Source organism: Kineococcus rugosus, from assembly GCF_050871975.1.
GTDB lineage: Bacteria > Actinomycetota > Actinomycetes > Actinomycetales > Kineococcaceae > Kineococcus.
Window position 1 is genome coordinate 54,814 of the sequence record NZ_JBJLSJ010000011.1, and the last position, 16,716, is coordinate 71,529.

Genomic DNA, 16,716 nt, shown 5'->3' on the forward strand with positions numbered 1-16,716 from the left:
CCCGCCTAGACTGCCGGGGTGCCTGTCGTGCTGTCCGTGGTCGCGACCGCTCCCACCGAGCTGGAGCGTCCGGAGACCGACCTCCTCACCACCCCGGACACCCCGTGGGTCACGCTGGTCTGGAACGACCCGGTGAACCTGATGTCCTACGTCACCTACGTGTTCCGCACCCACTTCGGCTACTCCGAGGCCAAGGCGGAGGCGCTGATGATGGACGTGCACTCCAAGGGGCGCGCGGTGGTGAGCTCCGGCTCCCGCGAGGCGATGGAGCGCGACGTCGAGGCCATGCACGGCTACGGGCTGTGGGCGACGCTGCAGAAGGACGAGTGAGTGGCCACCTTCCGACGTTCCCGCCACGGCCTGTTCTCGATCACCCTGCACGTCTCCGAGGCCGACCTGCTGGCCTCGCTGGCGCGCGAGGTCGTCGAGCTCCTGGAGGTCGGCGAACCGCCGGCCCGCAGCGTCGACCCGCTCGCCGCGCAGCTCGGGCTGGCCGACCTGCCCGCCTTCGACGAGCTGCCCGACCTCGGCGCGGACGGCCCCACCGCCGCGCCCGAGGACGAGGTCCTGCGGCGGCTGTTCCCCGACGCCTACGGCGCCGACGCGGACCCGCAGGCGTCCGCCGACTTCCGCCGCTTCACCGAGCGGGGCCTGCGGGAGAAGAAGGCCGCCGCCGCCCGCGGGATGCTCGCCACCCTCGACCCCGTCGTCGGGCAGGGCGGGCGGGTGCAGCTGGACGCCGACGGCGCCCGGACCTGGCTGGCCGCGCTGAACGACATCCGGCTGGCCCTGGGGACCCGGCTGGGCGTCAGCGACGACGCCGACCCGTACGCCGAGCTGGCCGAGGACGACCCGGCCCGCTGGGCGTGGGCCGTCTACGACTTCACCACCCACCTGCAGGAGACCCTCGTGAGGTCCCTGCTGTGACGTCCGCCGCGAGCTCGGCGGGGAGGGACCCGCTGTGAGGGAACGCGAGCTGCCCATCGGGATCTTCGACTCGGGGGTGGGCGGGCTGACCGTGGCGCGCGCCGTGCTGGACCAGCTCCCGCACGAGTCGATCCACTACGTGGGCGACACCGCGCACTCCCCGTACGGGCCCAAGCCCATCGCCGAGGTCCGCCGGCTGGCGCTCGACGTGCTCGACCGGGTCGTGGAGTCGGGCGTGAAGATGCTCGTCATCGCCTGCAACTCCGCCTCGGCGGCCATGCTGCGCGACGCCCGCGAGCGCTACGACGTGCCCGTGGTGGAGGTCATCCAGCCGGCGGTGCGCCGGGCGGTGCGCGCGACCCGCAACGGCCGCGTCGGGGTCATCGGCACGCGCGCCACGATCTCCTCGCGCGCCTACGAGGACGCCTTCGCCGCGGCGCCGCACCTGGCGCTGACGACGGCGGCGTGCCCGGCGTTCGTGGAGTTCGTGGAGCGGGGCGTCACCAGCGGGCCGGACCTGCTGACCGCCGCGCGCAACTACCTGGCCCCGGTGATCGCCGCGGACGTCGACACCCTGGTCCTGGGCTGCACGCACTACCCGCTGCTCATGGCGGTGCTGCGCAGCGTCGTCGGCGACGACGTGACGCTGGTGTCCAGCGCCGAGGAGACCGCCTTCGACGTCTACCGCGAGCTCGCCGCCCGGGAGCTGCTGCGCCCGGACGACCTGCCGCTGCCCGCCGGCCGCCCCCGGCACCGGTTCACCTCGACGGGCGACGCCCGCGCGTTCCGGGCTCTGGCGCGGCGCTTCCTGGGGCCGCAGCTCGGACCGCAGGTCGTGCGGTCCGACGGCGCGCTCGACGAGACGGGCCCGCTGCCCCTCGGCGCACCCTGACCATCCCGGTGGCGGCCGCGACCGGGGGTTCCTCGGCCGGGGCGACCGTCCAGCGCGCCGAGGCGGCCACCGGCTGGCTGCGGGTGCCGTCGGTGAACTCCAGCACCACCCGGCGGCGGCGGCGGTGCACGGCGGCCACCTCCCGCACGGCCGTGGACCGCAGCGGGCGCGGGCTCCAGCGCAACGGCCGCAGCACCACGCCCTCGTGATCGGCGAGGCCGGTGACCACTCGGTCACCGGGGGTGAGGGCCGCGGCGGGACGTCGAGTCATGCCCCCAGGGTGGCCCGGTTCGCGCTCGCGCGCAGGCACTTCCGTCGTGTCGGCGGTGTGCTTTCGGTGCGGATTCCCTGGACGGACCCTGCGTCGGCACTCACCGTGCCCCGCAGTGCACTCCCCGTGATCTGGGAGTCTTGGCGGGTGACCGAACGCGCAGACGGCCGAGCCGCCGACGAGCTCCGCCCCGTGACCATCACCCGCAACTGGCTCGACCACGCCGAGGGCAGCGTCCTCGTCGAGTTCGGCCGCACCCGCGTGCTGTGCGCGGCCTCCTTCACCGAGGGCGTGCCCCGCTGGCGCAAGGGCTCCGGCCAGGGCTGGGTCACCGCCGAGTACGCCATGCTGCCCCGCTCCACGAACACCCGCAGCGACCGCGAGTCCGTCAAGGGCAAGATCGGCGGCCGCACCCACGAGATCTCCCGGCTCATCGGCCGCAGCCTGCGCGCCGTCGTCGACACCGCCCAGCTCGGCGAGAACACGATCGTCCTGGACTGCGACGTCCTGCAGGCCGACGGCGGCACCCGCACCGCGGCCATCACCGGCGCCTACGTGGCGCTCGCCGACGCGATCTCCTGGGCCCGCGCCAAGGGCATCGTCAAGGCCTCCCGGCAGCCGCTGACCGGGTCGGTCAGCGCCATCAGCGTCGGCGTCGTGAAGGGGGTCCCCGTGCTGGACCTGCCCTACGTCGAGGACGTCGCGGCCGAGACCGACATGAACGTCGTCGTCACCGGCGACGGGCGCTTCGTCGAGGTCCAAGGCACCGCCGAGGGCGTGCCCTTCGACCGCTCCGAGCTCGACGCGCTCCTCGACCTGGCCCTGGCGGGCACCGCGCGGCTGGCCGCGCTCCAGGCGGAGGCGCTGGCCCGATGAGGATCGTCCTGGCCACCCGCAACGCCCACAAGGTCGGCGAGCTGCAGGCCGTCCTGGCCCCGCTGCTGCCCGACGTGGAGGTCCTCACCGTCGACGCCTTCGACGGCGTCCCCGAGGTCGCCGAGACCGAGGTGACGTTCGCCGGCAACGCGCTGCTGAAGGCGCGGGCCGTCGCGGCGGCCACCGGGGTCCCCGCGATCGCCGACGACTCCGGGATCAGCGTCGACGTCCTCGGCGGGGCGCCGGGGATCTTCTCGGCGCGCTGGTGCGGCCGCCACGGCGACGACGCCGCCAACCTGCAGCTGCTGCTGGCCCAGATCGCCGACGTGCCCGCCGCGCACCGCGGGGCGGCGTTCGTGTGCGCGGCCGCGCTCGCGCTGCCCGGCGGGGCGAGCGCCGTGCGGCACGGGGAGCTGCGCGGCACGGTCACCACGGCCCCCGCCGGGGGCGGCGGCTTCGGCTACGACCCCGTCTTCACCCCCGCCGGGGCCGACCGGACCCTGGCCGAGCACACCGCGCAGGAGAAGAACGCGATCAGCCACCGGGGGGCGGCGTTCCGGGCGCTGGCGCCCGTCGTGGTCGACGCCCTGGCCGGCCGACCCATCCGGGACTGACCCGGCTCCGAACCCACCAGGTGAGGACCACCACGGACGCAGGGACCGGTACGGGCGCGGGACGGGGCCGGAGGTGGGCCGGTCCGGCGCTGGGCGCGCTGACCGGCCTGGTCGCCGCGGCGCTGACGTTCGGCGTGGGCCAGCTCGCCGCCGGGGTCGTCTCCCCGTCGGCGGCGCCCGTCGTCGTCGTCGGCGACGCGGTGGTGGACCGGGTCCCGGCCTGGCTCAAGGACGCCGCGATCCGGGCCTTCGGCACCGCCGACAAGACGGTGCTGCTGGCCACGATCACGGTGCTGGTCCTGCTGCTGGCCGCCGCGGCCGGGGTCCTGGCCCGGCGCCGGCTCGCCGCCGGCGTGGGCGTGGTCGCGGCCCTGGGCGTGGTGGGCGTCGCCGCGGCGGCCACCCGCCCCGACGCCACCACGCTGTCCCCGCTGCCCTCGGCGCTGGGTGCGGCGGCCGGGGCGTACGCCCTGGTGCTGCTGACCCGCCGCCTGACCGGGACCGCCCGCGCCGACCGCGCCACCGACCGGTCCCGGCGGGGGCTGCTGCTGGGCGGGACCGCCGCGGCGGCGCTGGTCACCGGCGGCGGCGGGCAGGCCCTCGTGGCCTCCCGCAGCGCCGAGCAGTCCCGCGGCCGGGTGGTGCTGCCCGCCCCGGCCGACCCGGCGCCCGCGCTGCCCGCCGGGCTCGACCCGGCCGACGCCGTCGCCGCCGGGCTCACCGCCTACGCCACGAGGACGGCCGACTTCTACCGCATCGACACCGCCCTCGTCGTCCCCGACGTGCGGGCCGAGGACTGGTCGCTGCGCGTGCACGGGCTCGTCGAGCGCGAGCTCACCCTCGACTTCCGGACGCTGCTGGACAAACCCCTGCGCGAGCGCTGGATCACGATGACGTGCGTGAGCAACGAGGTCGGCGGCTCGTACGTCGGCAACGCCCGCTGGCTGGGGTACCCGCTGCGCGACCTGCTGGCCGAGGCGGGCGTCCGCGACGGCGCCGACATGCTGCTGGCCACCAGCGTCGACGGTTTCACCCTGTCCGCCCCGCTGGCCGAGACGACCGACGGCCGCGACGCCCTGCTCGCCGTCGGGATGAACGGCGAACCCCTGCCCCGTGAGCACGGGTTCCCGGTCCGCATGGTGATCCCCGGGCTGTACGGGTACGTCTCGGCGTGCAAGTGGGTCGTCGACCTGGAGGTCACCACGTTCGCGGAGAAGACCGCGTACTGGACCGACCGGGGCTGGGCCGAGCGCGGGCCGATCAAGACCGCCTCCCGCATCGACGTGCCGAAGTCCTTCGCGCAGGTGCGCGCCGGCCGCGTGCCCGTCGCCGGGGTCGCCTGGGCCCAGCACCGCGGGGTGTCGAAGGTGGAGGTCCGCGTCGACGAGGGGGAGTGGCAGCCGGCGAGGATCCTGCCGTCGGCGTCCTCGGACACCTGGTGCCAGTGGGTGTACGACTGGGCCGCCGACGAACCGGGCAGCCACTCGATCCAGGTGCGCGCCACCGACGGAACCGGTGCGCCGCAGACGGAGGCGGTCGCCGCGCCCATCCCCGACGGTTCCAGCGGGTACGACTCCGTGACGGTCACCGTCCGCTGAACCCGGCCCGGGAACCCCTCGGGACCCCCCCGCGGGGAACCCCCGGGGAACTCGTCGGGAAAAAAACTCCCGTCCGACCCATCCACCCGCCCACCGGCGACGAACCCCAGGTGTTCGACCGACCGGAACCCCCGGCCCGGAACCACCGGCCGGAAGCGATGGGAGAAAACTCGTGAAGCGCACCGGAACCCTGCTCGCGATCGCGGCCACCGCCACCTTCGCCCTCGGCGCCTGCGGCGGCGGCGACAGCGGATCCACGGACACGGCCAGTTCGACGAGCTCCAGCAGCACCACCACGTCCAGCTCGCCCTCGATGACCAGTTCGGACAGCTCGGCCGCCGCCATGGAGGGCCCCGTGGGTCCCGGCTGCGCCGACTACGCCGCCGCGAACGCCTCCGGGCCCGCGTCGGTCGACGGCATGGCGCAGGCGCCGCTGGCCAGCGCCGCCGCCGCGAACCCGCTCCTGAAGACGCTGACCGCCGCGGTCTCCGGCCAGCTGAACCCGCAGGTGAACCTCGTGAACGACCTCAACGGCGGGGAGTTCACGGTCTTCGCGCCCGTGGACGACGCCTTCGCGAAGGTGCCCGCGGCGACGCTGGAGGGCCTGAAGACCGACAGTGCCACGCTTCAGAAGATCCTCACCTACCACGTCGTCGAGGGCCGCCTGTCGCCCTCGGAGGTCGCCGGGACGCACACGACGCTGGAGGGCCAGGACCTCACCGTCGCCGGCACCCCGGAGGCGCTGACCGTCAACGGCTCCACGAACGTGGTCTGCGGGGGCGTGTCCACGCAGAACGCCACGGTGTACCTCGTGGACTCCGTCCTGATGCCGCCCATGTGACCAGGTGACACAGTGGCGTCGATGACGACCACGACCGAGGATGCCCTGGTCGCCGCTGCGGGCGGCGACCAGGGCGCCTTCGCGTCGTTCTACGACGCGACCTCGACCGCCGTGCACGGCACCGTCCTGCGCGTGCTGCGGGACCGGGCCCAGTCCGAGGAGGTCGTGCAGGAGGTGTACCTGGAGGCGTGGCGGACCGCCGCGCGCTTCGACCCGGCCCGCGGCAGCGCCCGCGGCTGGATCGTCACCATGGCGCACCGGCGGGCGGTGGACCGGGTGCGGGCCGCGGAGGCCAGCTCCCGGCGGGACGAGGTGGTGGGGTACCAGGAGGTCCCCCCGTACGACAGCGTGAGCGAGGAGGTGCAGGTGCTGGTGGAACGTGAAGAGGTGCGCCGCGCCCTGGACTCGCTGACCCCGCTGCAGCGCGAGGCCATCGCCCTGGCCTACTACGGCGGCCGAACCCACCGCCAGATCGCCGACGACCTCGACCTGCCCCTGGGCACGGTCAAGACGCGCCTGCGCGACGGCCTCACCCGGCTGCGCGACACCCTCGGCGTGGTGACCCGGTGACCGGCCGCGAACCCGGCCGCGGCGCCGGCGACGACCCGCTGCTGGCGGCCGCCTGGGCGCTGGACGCCGTGGACGACGACGAGCGCGCCGCCTACGAGCGCCGCCTGCGCGAGCACCCCGAGGAGCGGGCGGACGCCGACGCGCTGCGCGAGGCGGCCTCGCACCTGGCCGACGGCGAGCCCCCGCCGGAGCGGCTGCGCGCCGCGGTGCTGGCCGCCGTCGCCGCCACCGCGCAGGAACGCCCGCACGGGACCGCGCCCGTGGTCGACCCCGTGGTCGACCTCGCCGCCGCCCGCGACCGCCGGGCGGGCCGTCGCGCGGAGCGCCGTCGCGGGCCCTCCCGCTGGAGCGTGCTGGTCGCCGCGGCCGGCGTCGCCGTCGCCGCGGTGGGCGTGGGGACGGGGATCGGCCTGGCCCAGCGCGAGCAGGCGCCGGTCCTCAGCGCCGAGCAGCTCGCCCGTCAGCAGGTGACCGACCTGCTCGCCGTGCCGGGGGCGACGGTCGCGACGCTGACGACCACCGCGGGGGGCACCGCGACCCTCGTGCGCGCCGACGGCCGGCTGGGGGTCGTGGCCGCCGGTCTGCCCGCGGCGGGGGCCGGCAAGGGCTACCAGGTGTGGCTGGGCACCGGCGACCACTTCGACTCGGTGGGGATGATGGACCTGTCCGGGGACGGCGGCACCGCGATGGTGCTGGACCCCGGCCCGGCCACCGCGCTCGGCATCACCGTCGAACCGGCGGGCGGTTCCCCGCAGCCGACCACGACGCCGGTGCTGCTCGCGCCGCTGACCGCCTGAGGGCGGCCCCGGCCGGGAGGCGGTGCGGGAGAAGGGACTCGAACCCTCACGCCCGGAGGCACAGGAACCTAAATCCTGCGTGGCTGCCAGTTACACCACTCCCGCTCGCGGGCCAGACTACTGGCCCGCGGCGTCCAGCCCGAGGTCCCGGCGCAGCTTCGCGACGTGCCCGGTGGCCTTCACGTTGTACTGCGCCAGCTCCACGACCCCCTGCGGGTCCACGACCACGGTCGAGCGGACCACCCCGACCGAGGTGCGGCCGTAGTTCGTCTTCTCGCCCCACGCGCCGTACGCCTCCAGCACGGAGTGGTCGGGGTCGGACAGCAGCTTGAAGGTCAGGCCGTCCCGCTCGGCGAACTGCGCGAGCTTGTCGACGGGGTCCTTCGAGACGCCCACGACGGTGTACCCGGAGGCGTTCAGCGCGTCGAGGGAGTCGCGGAAGTCGCAGGCCTGCGTGGTGCACCCCGGCGTCATCGCGGCCGGGTAGAAGTACACGACGACGTGCCGGCCGGTGCCGGCCAGCAGGTCGCCCAGCGCGACCGTGGACCCGTCGTGGGCGGTCAGCGTGAAGTCGGGGGCCCGGTCACCGGGGGCGAGACGCGTCATGGACGGCGACGATAGCCCCGCCGCGCCCGGCTCCGAGCCCCCACCGGGAGGCGAGGGCCGGTCTCGGGTACGGTTCGCGGGACGTCCTAGCAAGTCGGGGCAACTCAGCGTGATTCAGTCAGGGTGATTCAGGAGGTGGCCGTGGCGGCCAGCGACGGCAAGGCCGAGATCACGACCAGCGACCCGCGCGCCCTCGAGCGCGAGGTCGAGGCGCGTCGTGCCCAGCTCGCGGGCACCATCGACGAGCTGACCTCCCGGCTCGCCCCGGCCTCGATCGCCCAGCGGTCGCTGTCCACCGCGCGCGGCCGCGTCGAGGGGTTCGTCTTCGACCACCGCGGTGGTCTGCGCGTCGAGCGCGTCGCCGCCGTCGGCGTGGCCGTCCTGGGCGTCACGACGTTCCTGGTGGTCCGCGCCGTCCGCAAGCGCCGCTGACCGGTGTCCGCCGCCGACCAGCTGCCCGTCCGGATGCTGCACGACCGCGTGCTGGTGCTCCCGGACGACGCCGCCGAGCGCAAGTCCTCGGCGGGCATCCTCATCCCCGCCACGGCCGCCGTCGGCCGCCGGCTCAGCTGGGCCGCGGTGGTGGCCGTCGGCCCGCACGTCCGGCAGGTCGCCACCGGTGACAAGGTGCTGTTCGACCCCGAGGACAAGGCCGAGGTCGAGCTGCACGGCAAGGGGTACACGCTGCTGCGCGAGCGCGACCTGCACGCCGTCGCCGCGCCGGGCGACCCGGACGGCGGGACCGGGCTGTACCTCTGAACCGGTACTCCCCGCTGGACGTCCCCGGCCCGCTGCCCTGGGACATGGTGCGCTCGGTGCCGCGGATCGTGCGGGCCCCGCACCTCTTCCTCACCGACGTCACCGCCCGGCACGGCCGCGCGGCGGCCATCCCGATGCCCCGCACCCCCGTGCTGGTGCTGGCCGACCCCGCCGGGGTCCGCCGGGTGCTCGTCGAGAACGCCCGCGGCTACGGCAAGGCGACGGTCCAGTACTCGGCCCTGGCCACCGTCACCGGGCCCGGGCTGCTCGCGGGGGACGGCCCCCGGTGGCGGGCCCACCGCCGCGTCGTCCAGCCCGCCTTCCACCACGGCGGCCTGCGCGACGTCGCCCAGCACGCCGTGCACGCCGGCCTGCGGCTGGCCGCCGAGGCCGACGCCCTGCCCGCCGGGACCCCGATGGAGGTCCTGGACGCCACCTCCCGCGCCGGGCTGGAGGTCGTGGGCCACACCCTCGCCGCCGCCGACCTGTCGGCCGACGCGCCGCTGCTGGTCGAGGCCGTGGGCCGCGCGCTGGAGGTCGTCGTGCGGCGCGCCGCCAGCCCCGTCCCCGCCACCTGGCCCACCCCCTCGCGCCGCCGCCTGGCCCGCGCGGTCGCCACCGTCGACGAGGTCTGCGCCCGCATCGTGCAGCGGCGGGCCGAGCGCGACCTCGACGACCCCCGCGACCTGGTCGGCCTCATGCTGGCGGCCGGGATGGACGACCGGCAGGTCCGCGACGAGCTGGTGACCTTCGTGGTCGCCGGGCACGAGACCGTCGCCAGCTCCCTGACCTGGACCCTGCACCTGCTGTCCCGCCACGCCGGCGCCCTGGACCGGGCGCGGGCCGAGGCCGCCGCGCTCGGCGGCGTCCCGACGTGGGACGACCTGCCGCGGCTGCCGTACCTGCGCGCCGTCGTCGACGAGGCGCTGCGGCTGTTCCCCCCGGCCTGGGTCATCACCCGCGCCGCGCTCGCCGACGACGAGGTCGCCGGGGTGCGGGTCCCGGCGGGCACCCTCGTCATCGTCTGCACGTGGGCGCTGCACCGCGACCCCGAGCTGTGGGAGGCGGCGGGGGAGTTCCGCCCCGAGCGGTTCCTCGACGGCGGCCGGCACGACCACTACGTGCCGTTCGGGGCGGGCCCGCGGCTGTGCATCGGCCGCGACCTCGCGCTGGTCGAGGAGGTGCTGGTCCTGGCGGCGCTGCTGCGCACCCACACCGTGCGCCCGGCGGGCCCGGAACCGGCGGTGGACGCGCTGGTGACGCTGCGGCCCCGCGGCGGCCTGCCGCTGCACGTCGAGCGGGTTGCTCCCGACGGGTGATCCTGCGCCCGGACCCTCAACCCCGCGGCGTGGGCGGCCGATGGTCCGGCACGGTCCGGCGGAGGACCGCTGAGCAACGGTGCTGAGGAGGAATCCGTGAGAGCGCTCCACCAGGTCCTGAGGGACCTCGAGTTCGCCGCCCACCAGGGACTGCTGACGCCGTCGTACCTGGACTCCTACGCCGCGCGCCACGGGGAGGGGGTGCTCGCGCTGTACGCCCTCGCCGCGCGCCACGGCCTGCCCGTCGCGCCCGAGGAGGGCCGCAACGAGCACCTCGCCGAGGTCAGGGAGTGGCACGGGGAGGTGGACGTGGCGGCGGTCGAGCGGGCGCTGGACGCCCGCAGCGCCGCCGTGGTCCGCGACGTCCACGCGGCCGCCGAGGACGGCCGGCCCGCCGTGCTGCGCAAGCGCGGCCGGTCGTCGTCCTACCCGGTGCTCAGCGGCTGAGCCGCCGGCCGGGCCGCCGGGGCCGTCAGGGCATCTCCATCGTCTCGGCCCGGCGGACCTCCGCCAGGGCCGCGTCGAGGGCGCGCCGCAGGGGGCGCCCCGGCCCGGTCGCCAGGTCGTGCACCAGCAGCAGCGAGTGCTGCAGCACGAGGGCGTGACCGAGCCGGGGGACCTCCTCGGGGTCGGGGTGCTCACCCAGGGCCGCGGTCAGGACGACGACGAGGATGCGCGGGTCGAGCGCGTCGAACCACTGCGCCCCCCGCGCGGTCGCGGCGACCGCGTCCCGCAGGTCGTCGGCGTCGAGGCCGTCGGGGTGGCGCTCCTCCAGGGCGCGGCGCAGGACCCAGCCCAGGACGACCCGGGCCTGCTCGGCGTCGAAGCGGGCCAGGTCGGCGCTCGCCCCGGCGAAGGCCCCGGCGTCCCCGACGGCCTCGACGGAGCGGGTGACCAGGCGGAGCAGCAGGGCGGGATCGGTGGGGCGCACCGGCACATCATCACCCGCGGTCACCGGCGCGGTTAGCCTGCGCCGGTGACCCTGGAACGCGTCCCGGACCTGACCTCGCTGCGGCTGCTGGTCGCGGTCGTGGAGGCCGGGTCCATCGGGCGCGGGGCCCGGGCCGTGGGCCTGACGCAGCAGGCGGCCTCGGACCGGTTGCGGGCCATGGAGTCCCAGGTGGGGGTGGCGCTGCTGCACCGCAGCCGCCAGGGGTCGGCGCCGACGGCGGCGGGCACGGTCCTGGCCGGCTGGGCGCGGCGGCTGCTGGAGGTCGCCACGGAGGTCGCCGAGGGCATCGGCACGCTGCGCGCCGACCGCGCGGCGCGGGTGCGGGTGGCCTCCAGCATGACGATCGCCGAGCACCTGCTCCCGCGCTGGCTGCTGGTGCTGCGCCAGCGCGCCGAGGCGGCCGGGACGCCACCGCACGCGGTCGAGCTGGTGGCGACGAACTCGGTGCGGGTGCTGGCCGCGGTCGCCGACGGCGAGGCCGACCTGGGGTTCGTGGAGGGGCCGGCGGTGCCGCGCGGGGTGCGCAGCCGCGAGCTGCTGGACGACCACCTCGTCGTGGTGGTCGCTCCGGCGCACCCGTGGACCCGGCGCCGGCGGCCCGTCGAGGCGGCCGAGCTGGCCGCCACCGCGCTGGTCTCGCGGGAGACCGGGTCCGGCACCCGCGACGTCCTGGAGCGGGCGTTCGCGGTGGCCGGTGTCGTCCCGGTGCCCCCCGCGGTGGAGCTGACGACCGCGACGAGCGTGCGCGAGGCCGTCCGCGCCGGGGCCGGGGTGGCGGTGCTCAGCCGCCTGGCGGTGGCCGACGACCTCGACGCGGGGCGGCTCGGGGTCGTCGCGGTCGCCGGGCTGGACCTGCGCCGGACGTTGCGCGCGGTGTGGACGGGCCCGGCGCGGATGCCGCCGGGCCCGGCCCGTGAACTGCTGGAGGTGGCCTCCGTCAGCAGGTCAGCCCGTCCTGCAGGGCCGTCAGGTTCTGCCGCATGAGGCTCAGGTAGTCCTCGCCCTGGTCCACCCGCTCGACGGGGTGCAGCACGGAGGTCCGCACGCCCAGCTCGGTGGCGAGCTTCTCGGCCACGGCCGGGTTGGCGCTCGCCTCGAAGAAGATGGTCCGCACGGAGTTCTCCCGGGCCACGTCCAGGACGTCGCGGACGCGGGCGGGGGAGGGCTCGACGGACGGGTCGATCCCGGCGATCCCGATCTGGCGCAGGCCGTAGCGGTCGGCGAGGTACCCGAACGCCTCGTGCGAGGTGACGAGGGCGGCGTCGCGGCAGGGGGCCAGGGCGGCGGCGTAGTCGGCGTCGAGGTCCGTCATCTCCTGCCGCAGGGCCGCCGCACCGGCCCGGTAGGCCTGCTCGCCGGAGGGGTCGACCTCGGTGAGCTCGTCGGCGACGTCGTCGCCGAGGTCGGCCATCAGCGTCGGGTCGAGCCAGAAGTGCGGGTCCCGGTCGAGGTCGGCGTAGGTGGCGGCGTCGACGAGGTGCTCGGGCGGCCGGGAGGACAGGGCGGCGTCGACGGCGGGCTGCATCGAGGACAGGTGCACCACCACGTCGGCGTCCACGAGGTCGGCCAGCTGCCGGGTCGACACGTCGGCGTCGTGGCTGTCGGCGCCGGGGGTGACGATGTTGCCGACGTCGGCGCGCTCGCCCGCCACGGCGGCCGCGACGTACTCCAGCGGGTGCGAGGTCGTCACGACCGACAGGCGCCCGTCCGGCTCGCCGGCCGCGGGGGACCCGCAGCCGGCGAGCAGGACGAGGGCGGCGCCGGCCCCCAGGAGGGGGAACCTCACTCGGTGACCTCGCCGGGGACGGCGGTGAGCTCGTTCGGGGTCACCTTCAGCGTGCCGCTGGCGTAGACCTCGCCGGTCTCGATGTCGACCGCGTGGATCTCCTTCGTGGCGGGTTCGGTGACGTACGCGGTGCCGTCCAGGGTGAACACCTGCGGCTGCGGGGCCTGCCAGTCCTCCTGGACCTCCCACGGGTCGACGACCGGGGTGGACCGCACGACGGTGCCGGCGGCGGTGTCGATGAGGTGCAGCTGCCCGTCGGTGCCGAGCACGACGCCCTCGCCGTTCTCGCCGCGGCCCAGGGACCGGTACCAGTAGGAGGTGCCGCCGGGCAGTTCCACGAGGCGCAGGGTGGCGGTGGTGGTGTCGATGAGCGAGACGCGCGTGGTGAGGTCGATCTCGGCGTCGGGGTTCGACTTGTAGTCGCCGAGGACGATCGGGGACTCGTCGGTGCCCCACTGGTTGCCGATGCGGCCGTAGGCGTCGGGGCTCTGGACCTTGGTGATCTCGGTGCCCTTGACGATGAGGACGCCGTCGCTGCAGCCGATGACGACGGTCTCGTCCGCGGCGACGGTCTCGCCGTGGGTGTTGGGGCACTGGTCGTTCGCGGCGATCTGCTGGTCCTGCGCGTCGAGGACGCGGATGCCCGTCCGGGCCTCCTCGGTGCCCTCGGTGACGACCAGCGAGCCGTCGGAACGCTCGACGGCGACGCCGTGGTGGGCGGCCGGGGTCTTGTACTCGCGGGCCTCGCCCTCCTTCACGGCGTCGTGGCCGACGTGCTCGGAGTCGAACGACACGACCTCGCCGGTGCCGTCGTCGAAGAGGGTGGTCTTGCCGGCGTGCCGGACGACGTGGCCGGGCTTCTCGGCGTCGTACACCACCTCGGTGTCGTGCGGCTCGCCGGTGTAGTAGTGCGCGTGGTCGCCGTGCGGCTCGCTCCAGGCGCCGGCGTCGACGACGTGGAAGCCGCCGGCGGCGGACACCATGACGTGCCGGCCGTCGCCGGCGGGGTTGAGGCGGGCGAAGCCGTCGAACGGCAGGTCGGCCAGCACCTCGAAGGTCGCGGCGTCGAGGACCTGGACGCCACCGTCGTAGCTGACGGCGACGCGGGCCTTGGCGGCGCCGACCTCGGTGGCCTCGGTCTCGGCGGCGTGGCCGTCCCCGGCGGTGGCGGCCGGGGCGGCGGGGGTCTCCGCGGAGCTGCCGCCGCAGGCGGCGAGCAGGGTCAGGGAGAGAGGGAGGGCGGTCAGGACGAGCAGCGGGCTGCGGCGCACGGGGGGTCCAACCTGGTCGGGAGCTGTGAACGAGGCGTACCGTAACACGACTGAGAACCGTTACCAGTACCATCGTGGTGGGCGCCGCGCGGACGGCTGATCGTCTCCGGATGAGAAGCGGGCCGGTCTGTGGTGGGGTGAGGTCCGTGGACGAGACCGACGTGACCGCTGAGATCGCCGAACTGATCGAGCACGAGCCGAGCGAGATCACGTACGACGAGCAGCGATACCCCGCCAGGCCGCGGTCGTTGCGGCGCCCGCGCCCGCAGGCCCGCCTGCGCGGCACCGACGCCCCGCCGCGGCCCTCCGCGGGGGAGGGGGCGGCCGACGGGTCGAACCCGGAGTACGTCCGGTGGCTCCTGGCCCAGTCCATGCTGGCCGACGCGCACAAGATCAGCCGGCAGTTCTCCGGCCAGTCGATCATGTGGCAGAACCCCTACGCCAAGCCCGACCCCCGGCGCGCGGTCGACACGGCGGCCGTCTGGTTCACCGCGTACCCCATCTCGCTGGTGACCCGGCCGGGACGGTCCTTCCTCGGGTCCCTGGGCGACCCCGAGCTGTGGGAGGCGTTCCAGCGCATCGGCATCGACGCCGTCCACACCGGCCCGGTCAAGGCCGCCGGCGGCCTCGACGGCTGGCGGCAGACCCCCAGCGTCGACGGCCACTTCGACCGCATCTCCACCGAGATCGACCCCATGTTCGGCACCGAGGGGGAGTTCCGGCACCTGTGCGAGGTCGCGGCCGCCCACGACGGCAGCGTCATCGACGACATCGTCCCCGGCCACACCGGCAAGGGCGCCGACTTCCGGCTCGCCGAGATGGCGTTCCAGGACTACCCCGGGATCTACCACATGGTGGAGATCCCGGCCGAGCACTGGGACCTGCTGCCGGAGGTCCCCCCGGGCCACGACGCGGCCAACCTCGACGCGACCTCCGAGGCGGCCCTGTCCGAACTCGGCTTCATCATCGGGCAGCTGCAGCGCGTCATCTTCTACGCCCCCGGCATCAAGGAGACGAACTGGTCGGCGACCCGCGCCGTCGAGGGCGTCGACGGCGTGACCCGCCGCTGGGTCTACCTGCACTACTTCAAGCAGGGGCAGCCGTCGGTGAACTGGCTCGACCCCTCCTTCGCCGGGATGAAGCTCGTCATCGGCGACGCGCTGCACTCCCTGGGCGACCTCGGCACCAGCGCGCTGCGGCTGGACGCCAACGGTTTCCTCGGCGTCGAGAAGAGCGTCGAGGGCCCGGCCTGGTCCGAGGGGCACCCCCTGTCGGAGGCCGCCAACCACCTCATCGCCGGGATGGTCCGCAAGGTCGGCGGGTTCACGTTCCAGGAGCTGAACCTCACCATCGAGGACATCCGCGACACCTCCGAGGTGGGCGCGGACCTGTCCTACGACTTCATCACCCGGCCCGGGTGCCAGCACGCCGTCGCGACGGGGGACACCGAGTTCCTGCGCCTGTGCCTGCGCGAGGCCCTCGCGCTCGGCGTCGACCCCGCCTCCCTGGTGCACGCCCTGCAGAACCACGACGAGCTCACCTACGAGCTCGTGCACTGGGCCACCCGGCACGCCGAGGACGAGTACGAGTACCACGGCGCCAAGATCACGGGCGGGGCGCTGGCCGAGCGGATCCGCGCCGACCTCGTCGAGAAGCTGACGGGGGAGAACGGCCCCTACAACCTCGTCTTCACCACCAACGGGATCGCCTGCACGAGCGCCAGCGTCATCGCCGCCAGCCGGGGGCACCGCGACCTCGACGAGCTCGGCGAGGAGGACGTGGAGCAGATCAAGCGGGCCCACCTGCTCATGGCGATGTTCAACGCCTGGCAGCCCGGGGTGTTCGCGATGTCCGGCTGGGACCTGCTCGGCATGCTCCCGCTGCCGGTCGAGAGCGTGAAACCCCTGCTCAGCTCCGGGGACACCCGGTGGATCGAGCGCGCCGGGCACGACCTCATGGGCGTCGCGCCCGAGGCCACGACGTCCGCCTCCGGCATGCCCGTCGGCCGGTCGCTGTACGGGACGGTGCCCGAGCAGCTCGCGGACGAGAACTCCTTCGCGCACCGGCTGCGGGAGATCCTCGAGGTCCGCCGCGACCACCGCATCGCCACGGCCCGGCAGATCGACATCCCGCCCGTCGCGCACCCGAGCATGCTGGTGATGGTCCACGAGCTGGACCCCGCCGACCACGCCGGCCGGCCCGCCCTGCAGGTCACCGTCCTGAACTTCGGGGCCGAGACCATCGAGGGGTCGGTGCGGTCGGAGTTCTTCACCCCGCGGGTCCCCGTCGTCGACCTGTCCACCGGCTCCGAGATCGGCTGGGTCGACGACCTGAAGAGCTTCGGGGTCTGGCTGGCGCCCTACGCCGGGATGTCGCTCCTGCTCTGCGAGAAGGGCCCCGAGGAGGAGATCAGGCGTCCAGAGGGACGTTGAACGGCGTGACGATCTGGATGGGGGACGCCGTCCCGACGAGCTCGGAGCGCGTGTAGGGGGCCTGCAGGAGCATCCGACACGCGTGCCGGCAGTCGCTGCGCAGGTCGTGGTGCAGCACGGCGGACAGCTCGCCGTGCCGCAGCAGGTCGGCGTTCTCCCCGTCCAGGTCGTGCGCGACGAAGGCGACCGGCCGGGGGGGCCCCCC

Annotated in this window: 21 protein-coding genes and 1 tRNA gene; 16 read left to right on the forward strand and 6 right to left on the reverse strand. The window is 75.2% G+C overall.

All coding sequences use genetic code 11. From position 1 onward, the window contains the following. Window positions 1-18: 18 nt before the first annotated feature. The 10 genes from clpS to ACRYM6_RS08180 all read left to right on the forward strand — a co-directional run bounded on the left by clpS (window position 19) and on the right by ACRYM6_RS08180 (window position 7,386). Entirely contained in the window at window positions 19-330 is a 312-nt protein-coding gene (gene clpS, locus ACRYM6_RS08135) for an ATP-dependent Clp protease adapter ClpS (RefSeq protein WP_432542351.1), read from the forward strand. Further along, entirely contained in the window at window positions 331-927 is a 597-nt protein-coding gene (locus tag ACRYM6_RS08140; protein WP_432542352.1) for a DUF2017 domain-containing protein, read from the forward strand. Window positions 928-961: 34 nt separating this feature from the next. Continuing rightward, window positions 962-1,819: a glutamate racemase gene (gene murI, locus ACRYM6_RS08145; RefSeq protein WP_432542353.1), complete on the forward strand. Its 858-nt coding sequence runs from the start codon at window positions 962-964 to the stop codon at window positions 1,817-1,819. A gap of 8 nt (window positions 1,820-1,827) precedes the next feature. Then, entirely contained in the window at window positions 1,828-2,028 is a 201-nt protein-coding gene (locus tag ACRYM6_RS08150) for a hypothetical protein (RefSeq protein WP_432542354.1), read from the forward strand. Between the two features lie 209 nt (window positions 2,029-2,237). Next, window positions 2,238-2,966 carry a ribonuclease PH gene (gene rph / locus ACRYM6_RS08155; RefSeq protein ID WP_432542355.1) on the forward strand — a complete coding sequence of 243 codons (729 nt, stop codon included), beginning with the start codon at window positions 2,238-2,240 and terminating at the stop codon, window positions 2,964-2,966. After that, window positions 2,963-3,580: an RdgB/HAM1 family non-canonical purine NTP pyrophosphatase gene (gene rdgB, locus ACRYM6_RS08160; RefSeq protein WP_432542356.1), complete on the forward strand. Its 618-nt coding sequence runs from the start codon at window positions 2,963-2,965 to the stop codon at window positions 3,578-3,580. The genes rph and rdgB overlap by 4 nt, the downstream gene beginning before the upstream one ends. Before the next feature lie 20 nt (window positions 3,581-3,600). Then, entirely contained in the window at window positions 3,601-5,178 is a 1,578-nt protein-coding gene (locus ACRYM6_RS08165) for a molybdopterin-dependent oxidoreductase (protein WP_432542357.1), read from the forward strand. Between the two features lie 172 nt (window positions 5,179-5,350). Then, window positions 5,351-6,019 carry a fasciclin domain-containing protein gene (locus ACRYM6_RS08170; RefSeq protein WP_432542358.1) on the forward strand — a complete coding sequence of 223 codons (669 nt, stop codon included), beginning with the start codon at window positions 5,351-5,353 and terminating at the stop codon, window positions 6,017-6,019. A 21-nt stretch (window positions 6,020-6,040) separates the two neighbouring features. Next, the gene (gene sigK, locus ACRYM6_RS08175) at window positions 6,041-6,589 is read left to right on the forward strand and encodes an ECF RNA polymerase sigma factor SigK (protein ID WP_432542359.1); all 549 of its coding nucleotides are present in this window, start codon (window positions 6,041-6,043) and stop codon (window positions 6,587-6,589) included. Continuing rightward, window positions 6,586-7,386, forward strand: coding sequence for an anti-sigma factor (locus tag ACRYM6_RS08180; RefSeq protein ID WP_432542360.1), 801 nt, complete (start codon window positions 6,586-6,588; stop codon window positions 7,384-7,386). The genes sigK and ACRYM6_RS08180 overlap by 4 nt, the downstream gene beginning before the upstream one ends. A gap of 23 nt (window positions 7,387-7,409) precedes the next feature. Here ACRYM6_RS08180 and ACRYM6_RS08185 read toward each other — a convergent pair. Both ACRYM6_RS08185 and bcp read right to left on the reverse strand, forming a co-directional pair. After that, a tRNA-Leu gene (locus ACRYM6_RS08185) sits at window positions 7,410-7,491 on the reverse strand. 12 nt (window positions 7,492-7,503) lie between these two features. Continuing rightward, window positions 7,504-7,992 (reverse strand): thioredoxin-dependent thiol peroxidase, encoded by a 489-nt coding sequence (gene bcp / locus ACRYM6_RS08190; RefSeq protein ID WP_432542361.1) that lies wholly within the window; start codon window positions 7,990-7,992, stop codon window positions 7,504-7,506. 141 nt (window positions 7,993-8,133) lie between these two features. Here bcp and ACRYM6_RS08195 point away from each other — a divergent pair, with 141 nt between their 5' ends. The 4 genes from ACRYM6_RS08195 (at window position 8,134) to ACRYM6_RS08210 (ending at window position 10,517) form a co-directional block, all read left to right on the forward strand. Then, window positions 8,134-8,424, forward strand: coding sequence for a DUF3618 domain-containing protein (locus ACRYM6_RS08195; RefSeq protein ID WP_432542362.1), 291 nt, complete (start codon window positions 8,134-8,136; stop codon window positions 8,422-8,424). 33 nt (window positions 8,425-8,457) lie between these two features. Continuing rightward, window positions 8,458-8,751 carry a GroES family chaperonin gene (locus ACRYM6_RS08200; RefSeq protein WP_432542419.1) on the forward strand — a complete coding sequence of 98 codons (294 nt, stop codon included), beginning with the start codon at window positions 8,458-8,460 and terminating at the stop codon, window positions 8,749-8,751. A 32-nt stretch (window positions 8,752-8,783) separates the two neighbouring features. Further along, entirely contained in the window at window positions 8,784-10,070 is a 1,287-nt protein-coding gene (locus ACRYM6_RS08205; RefSeq protein WP_432542420.1) for a cytochrome P450, read from the forward strand. 96 nt (window positions 10,071-10,166) lie between these two features. Further along, window positions 10,167-10,517, forward strand: coding sequence for a hypothetical protein (locus tag ACRYM6_RS08210; RefSeq protein ID WP_432542363.1), 351 nt, complete (start codon window positions 10,167-10,169; stop codon window positions 10,515-10,517). A 25-nt stretch (window positions 10,518-10,542) separates the two neighbouring features. Here the strand turns inward: ACRYM6_RS08210 and ACRYM6_RS08215 are convergent, their stop codons facing one another. Next, window positions 10,543-11,001 (reverse strand): hypothetical protein, encoded by a 459-nt coding sequence (locus ACRYM6_RS08215; RefSeq protein ID WP_432542364.1) that lies wholly within the window; start codon window positions 10,999-11,001, stop codon window positions 10,543-10,545. 45 nt (window positions 11,002-11,046) lie between these two features. Between ACRYM6_RS08215 and ACRYM6_RS08220 the strand changes: the two genes are divergently transcribed. Then, complete coding sequence (locus ACRYM6_RS08220; RefSeq protein ID WP_432542365.1) at window positions 11,047-12,006, forward strand: LysR family transcriptional regulator; 960 nt, start codon at window positions 11,047-11,049, stop codon at window positions 12,004-12,006. Here ACRYM6_RS08220 and ACRYM6_RS08225 read toward each other — a convergent pair. Beyond that, complete coding sequence (locus ACRYM6_RS08225) at window positions 11,960-12,808, reverse strand: metal ABC transporter substrate-binding protein (protein WP_432542366.1); 849 nt, start codon at window positions 12,806-12,808, stop codon at window positions 11,960-11,962. The two genes, ACRYM6_RS08220 and ACRYM6_RS08225, sit on opposite strands and share 47 nt — an antisense overlap. Continuing rightward, window positions 12,805-14,079: a zinc metallochaperone AztD gene (gene aztD / locus ACRYM6_RS08230; protein ID WP_432542367.1), complete on the reverse strand. Its 1,275-nt coding sequence runs from the start codon at window positions 14,077-14,079 to the stop codon at window positions 12,805-12,807. Before aztD ends, ACRYM6_RS08225 begins: the two co-directional genes overlap by 4 nt. A gap of 110 nt (window positions 14,080-14,189) precedes the next feature. Between aztD and treS the strand changes: the two genes are divergently transcribed. Next, the gene (treS, locus tag ACRYM6_RS08235; protein ID WP_432542368.1) at window positions 14,190-16,511 is read left to right on the forward strand and encodes a maltose alpha-D-glucosyltransferase; all 2,322 of its coding nucleotides are present in this window, start codon (window positions 14,190-14,192) and stop codon (window positions 16,509-16,511) included. On the opposite strand, the gene ACRYM6_RS08240 is transcribed toward treS, so the two are convergent. After that, window positions 16,489-16,629 (reverse strand): hypothetical protein, encoded by a 141-nt coding sequence (locus ACRYM6_RS08240; protein ID WP_432542369.1) that lies wholly within the window; start codon window positions 16,627-16,629, stop codon window positions 16,489-16,491. The two genes, treS and ACRYM6_RS08240, sit on opposite strands and share 23 nt — an antisense overlap. Window positions 16,630-16,716 lie beyond the last annotated feature (87 nt).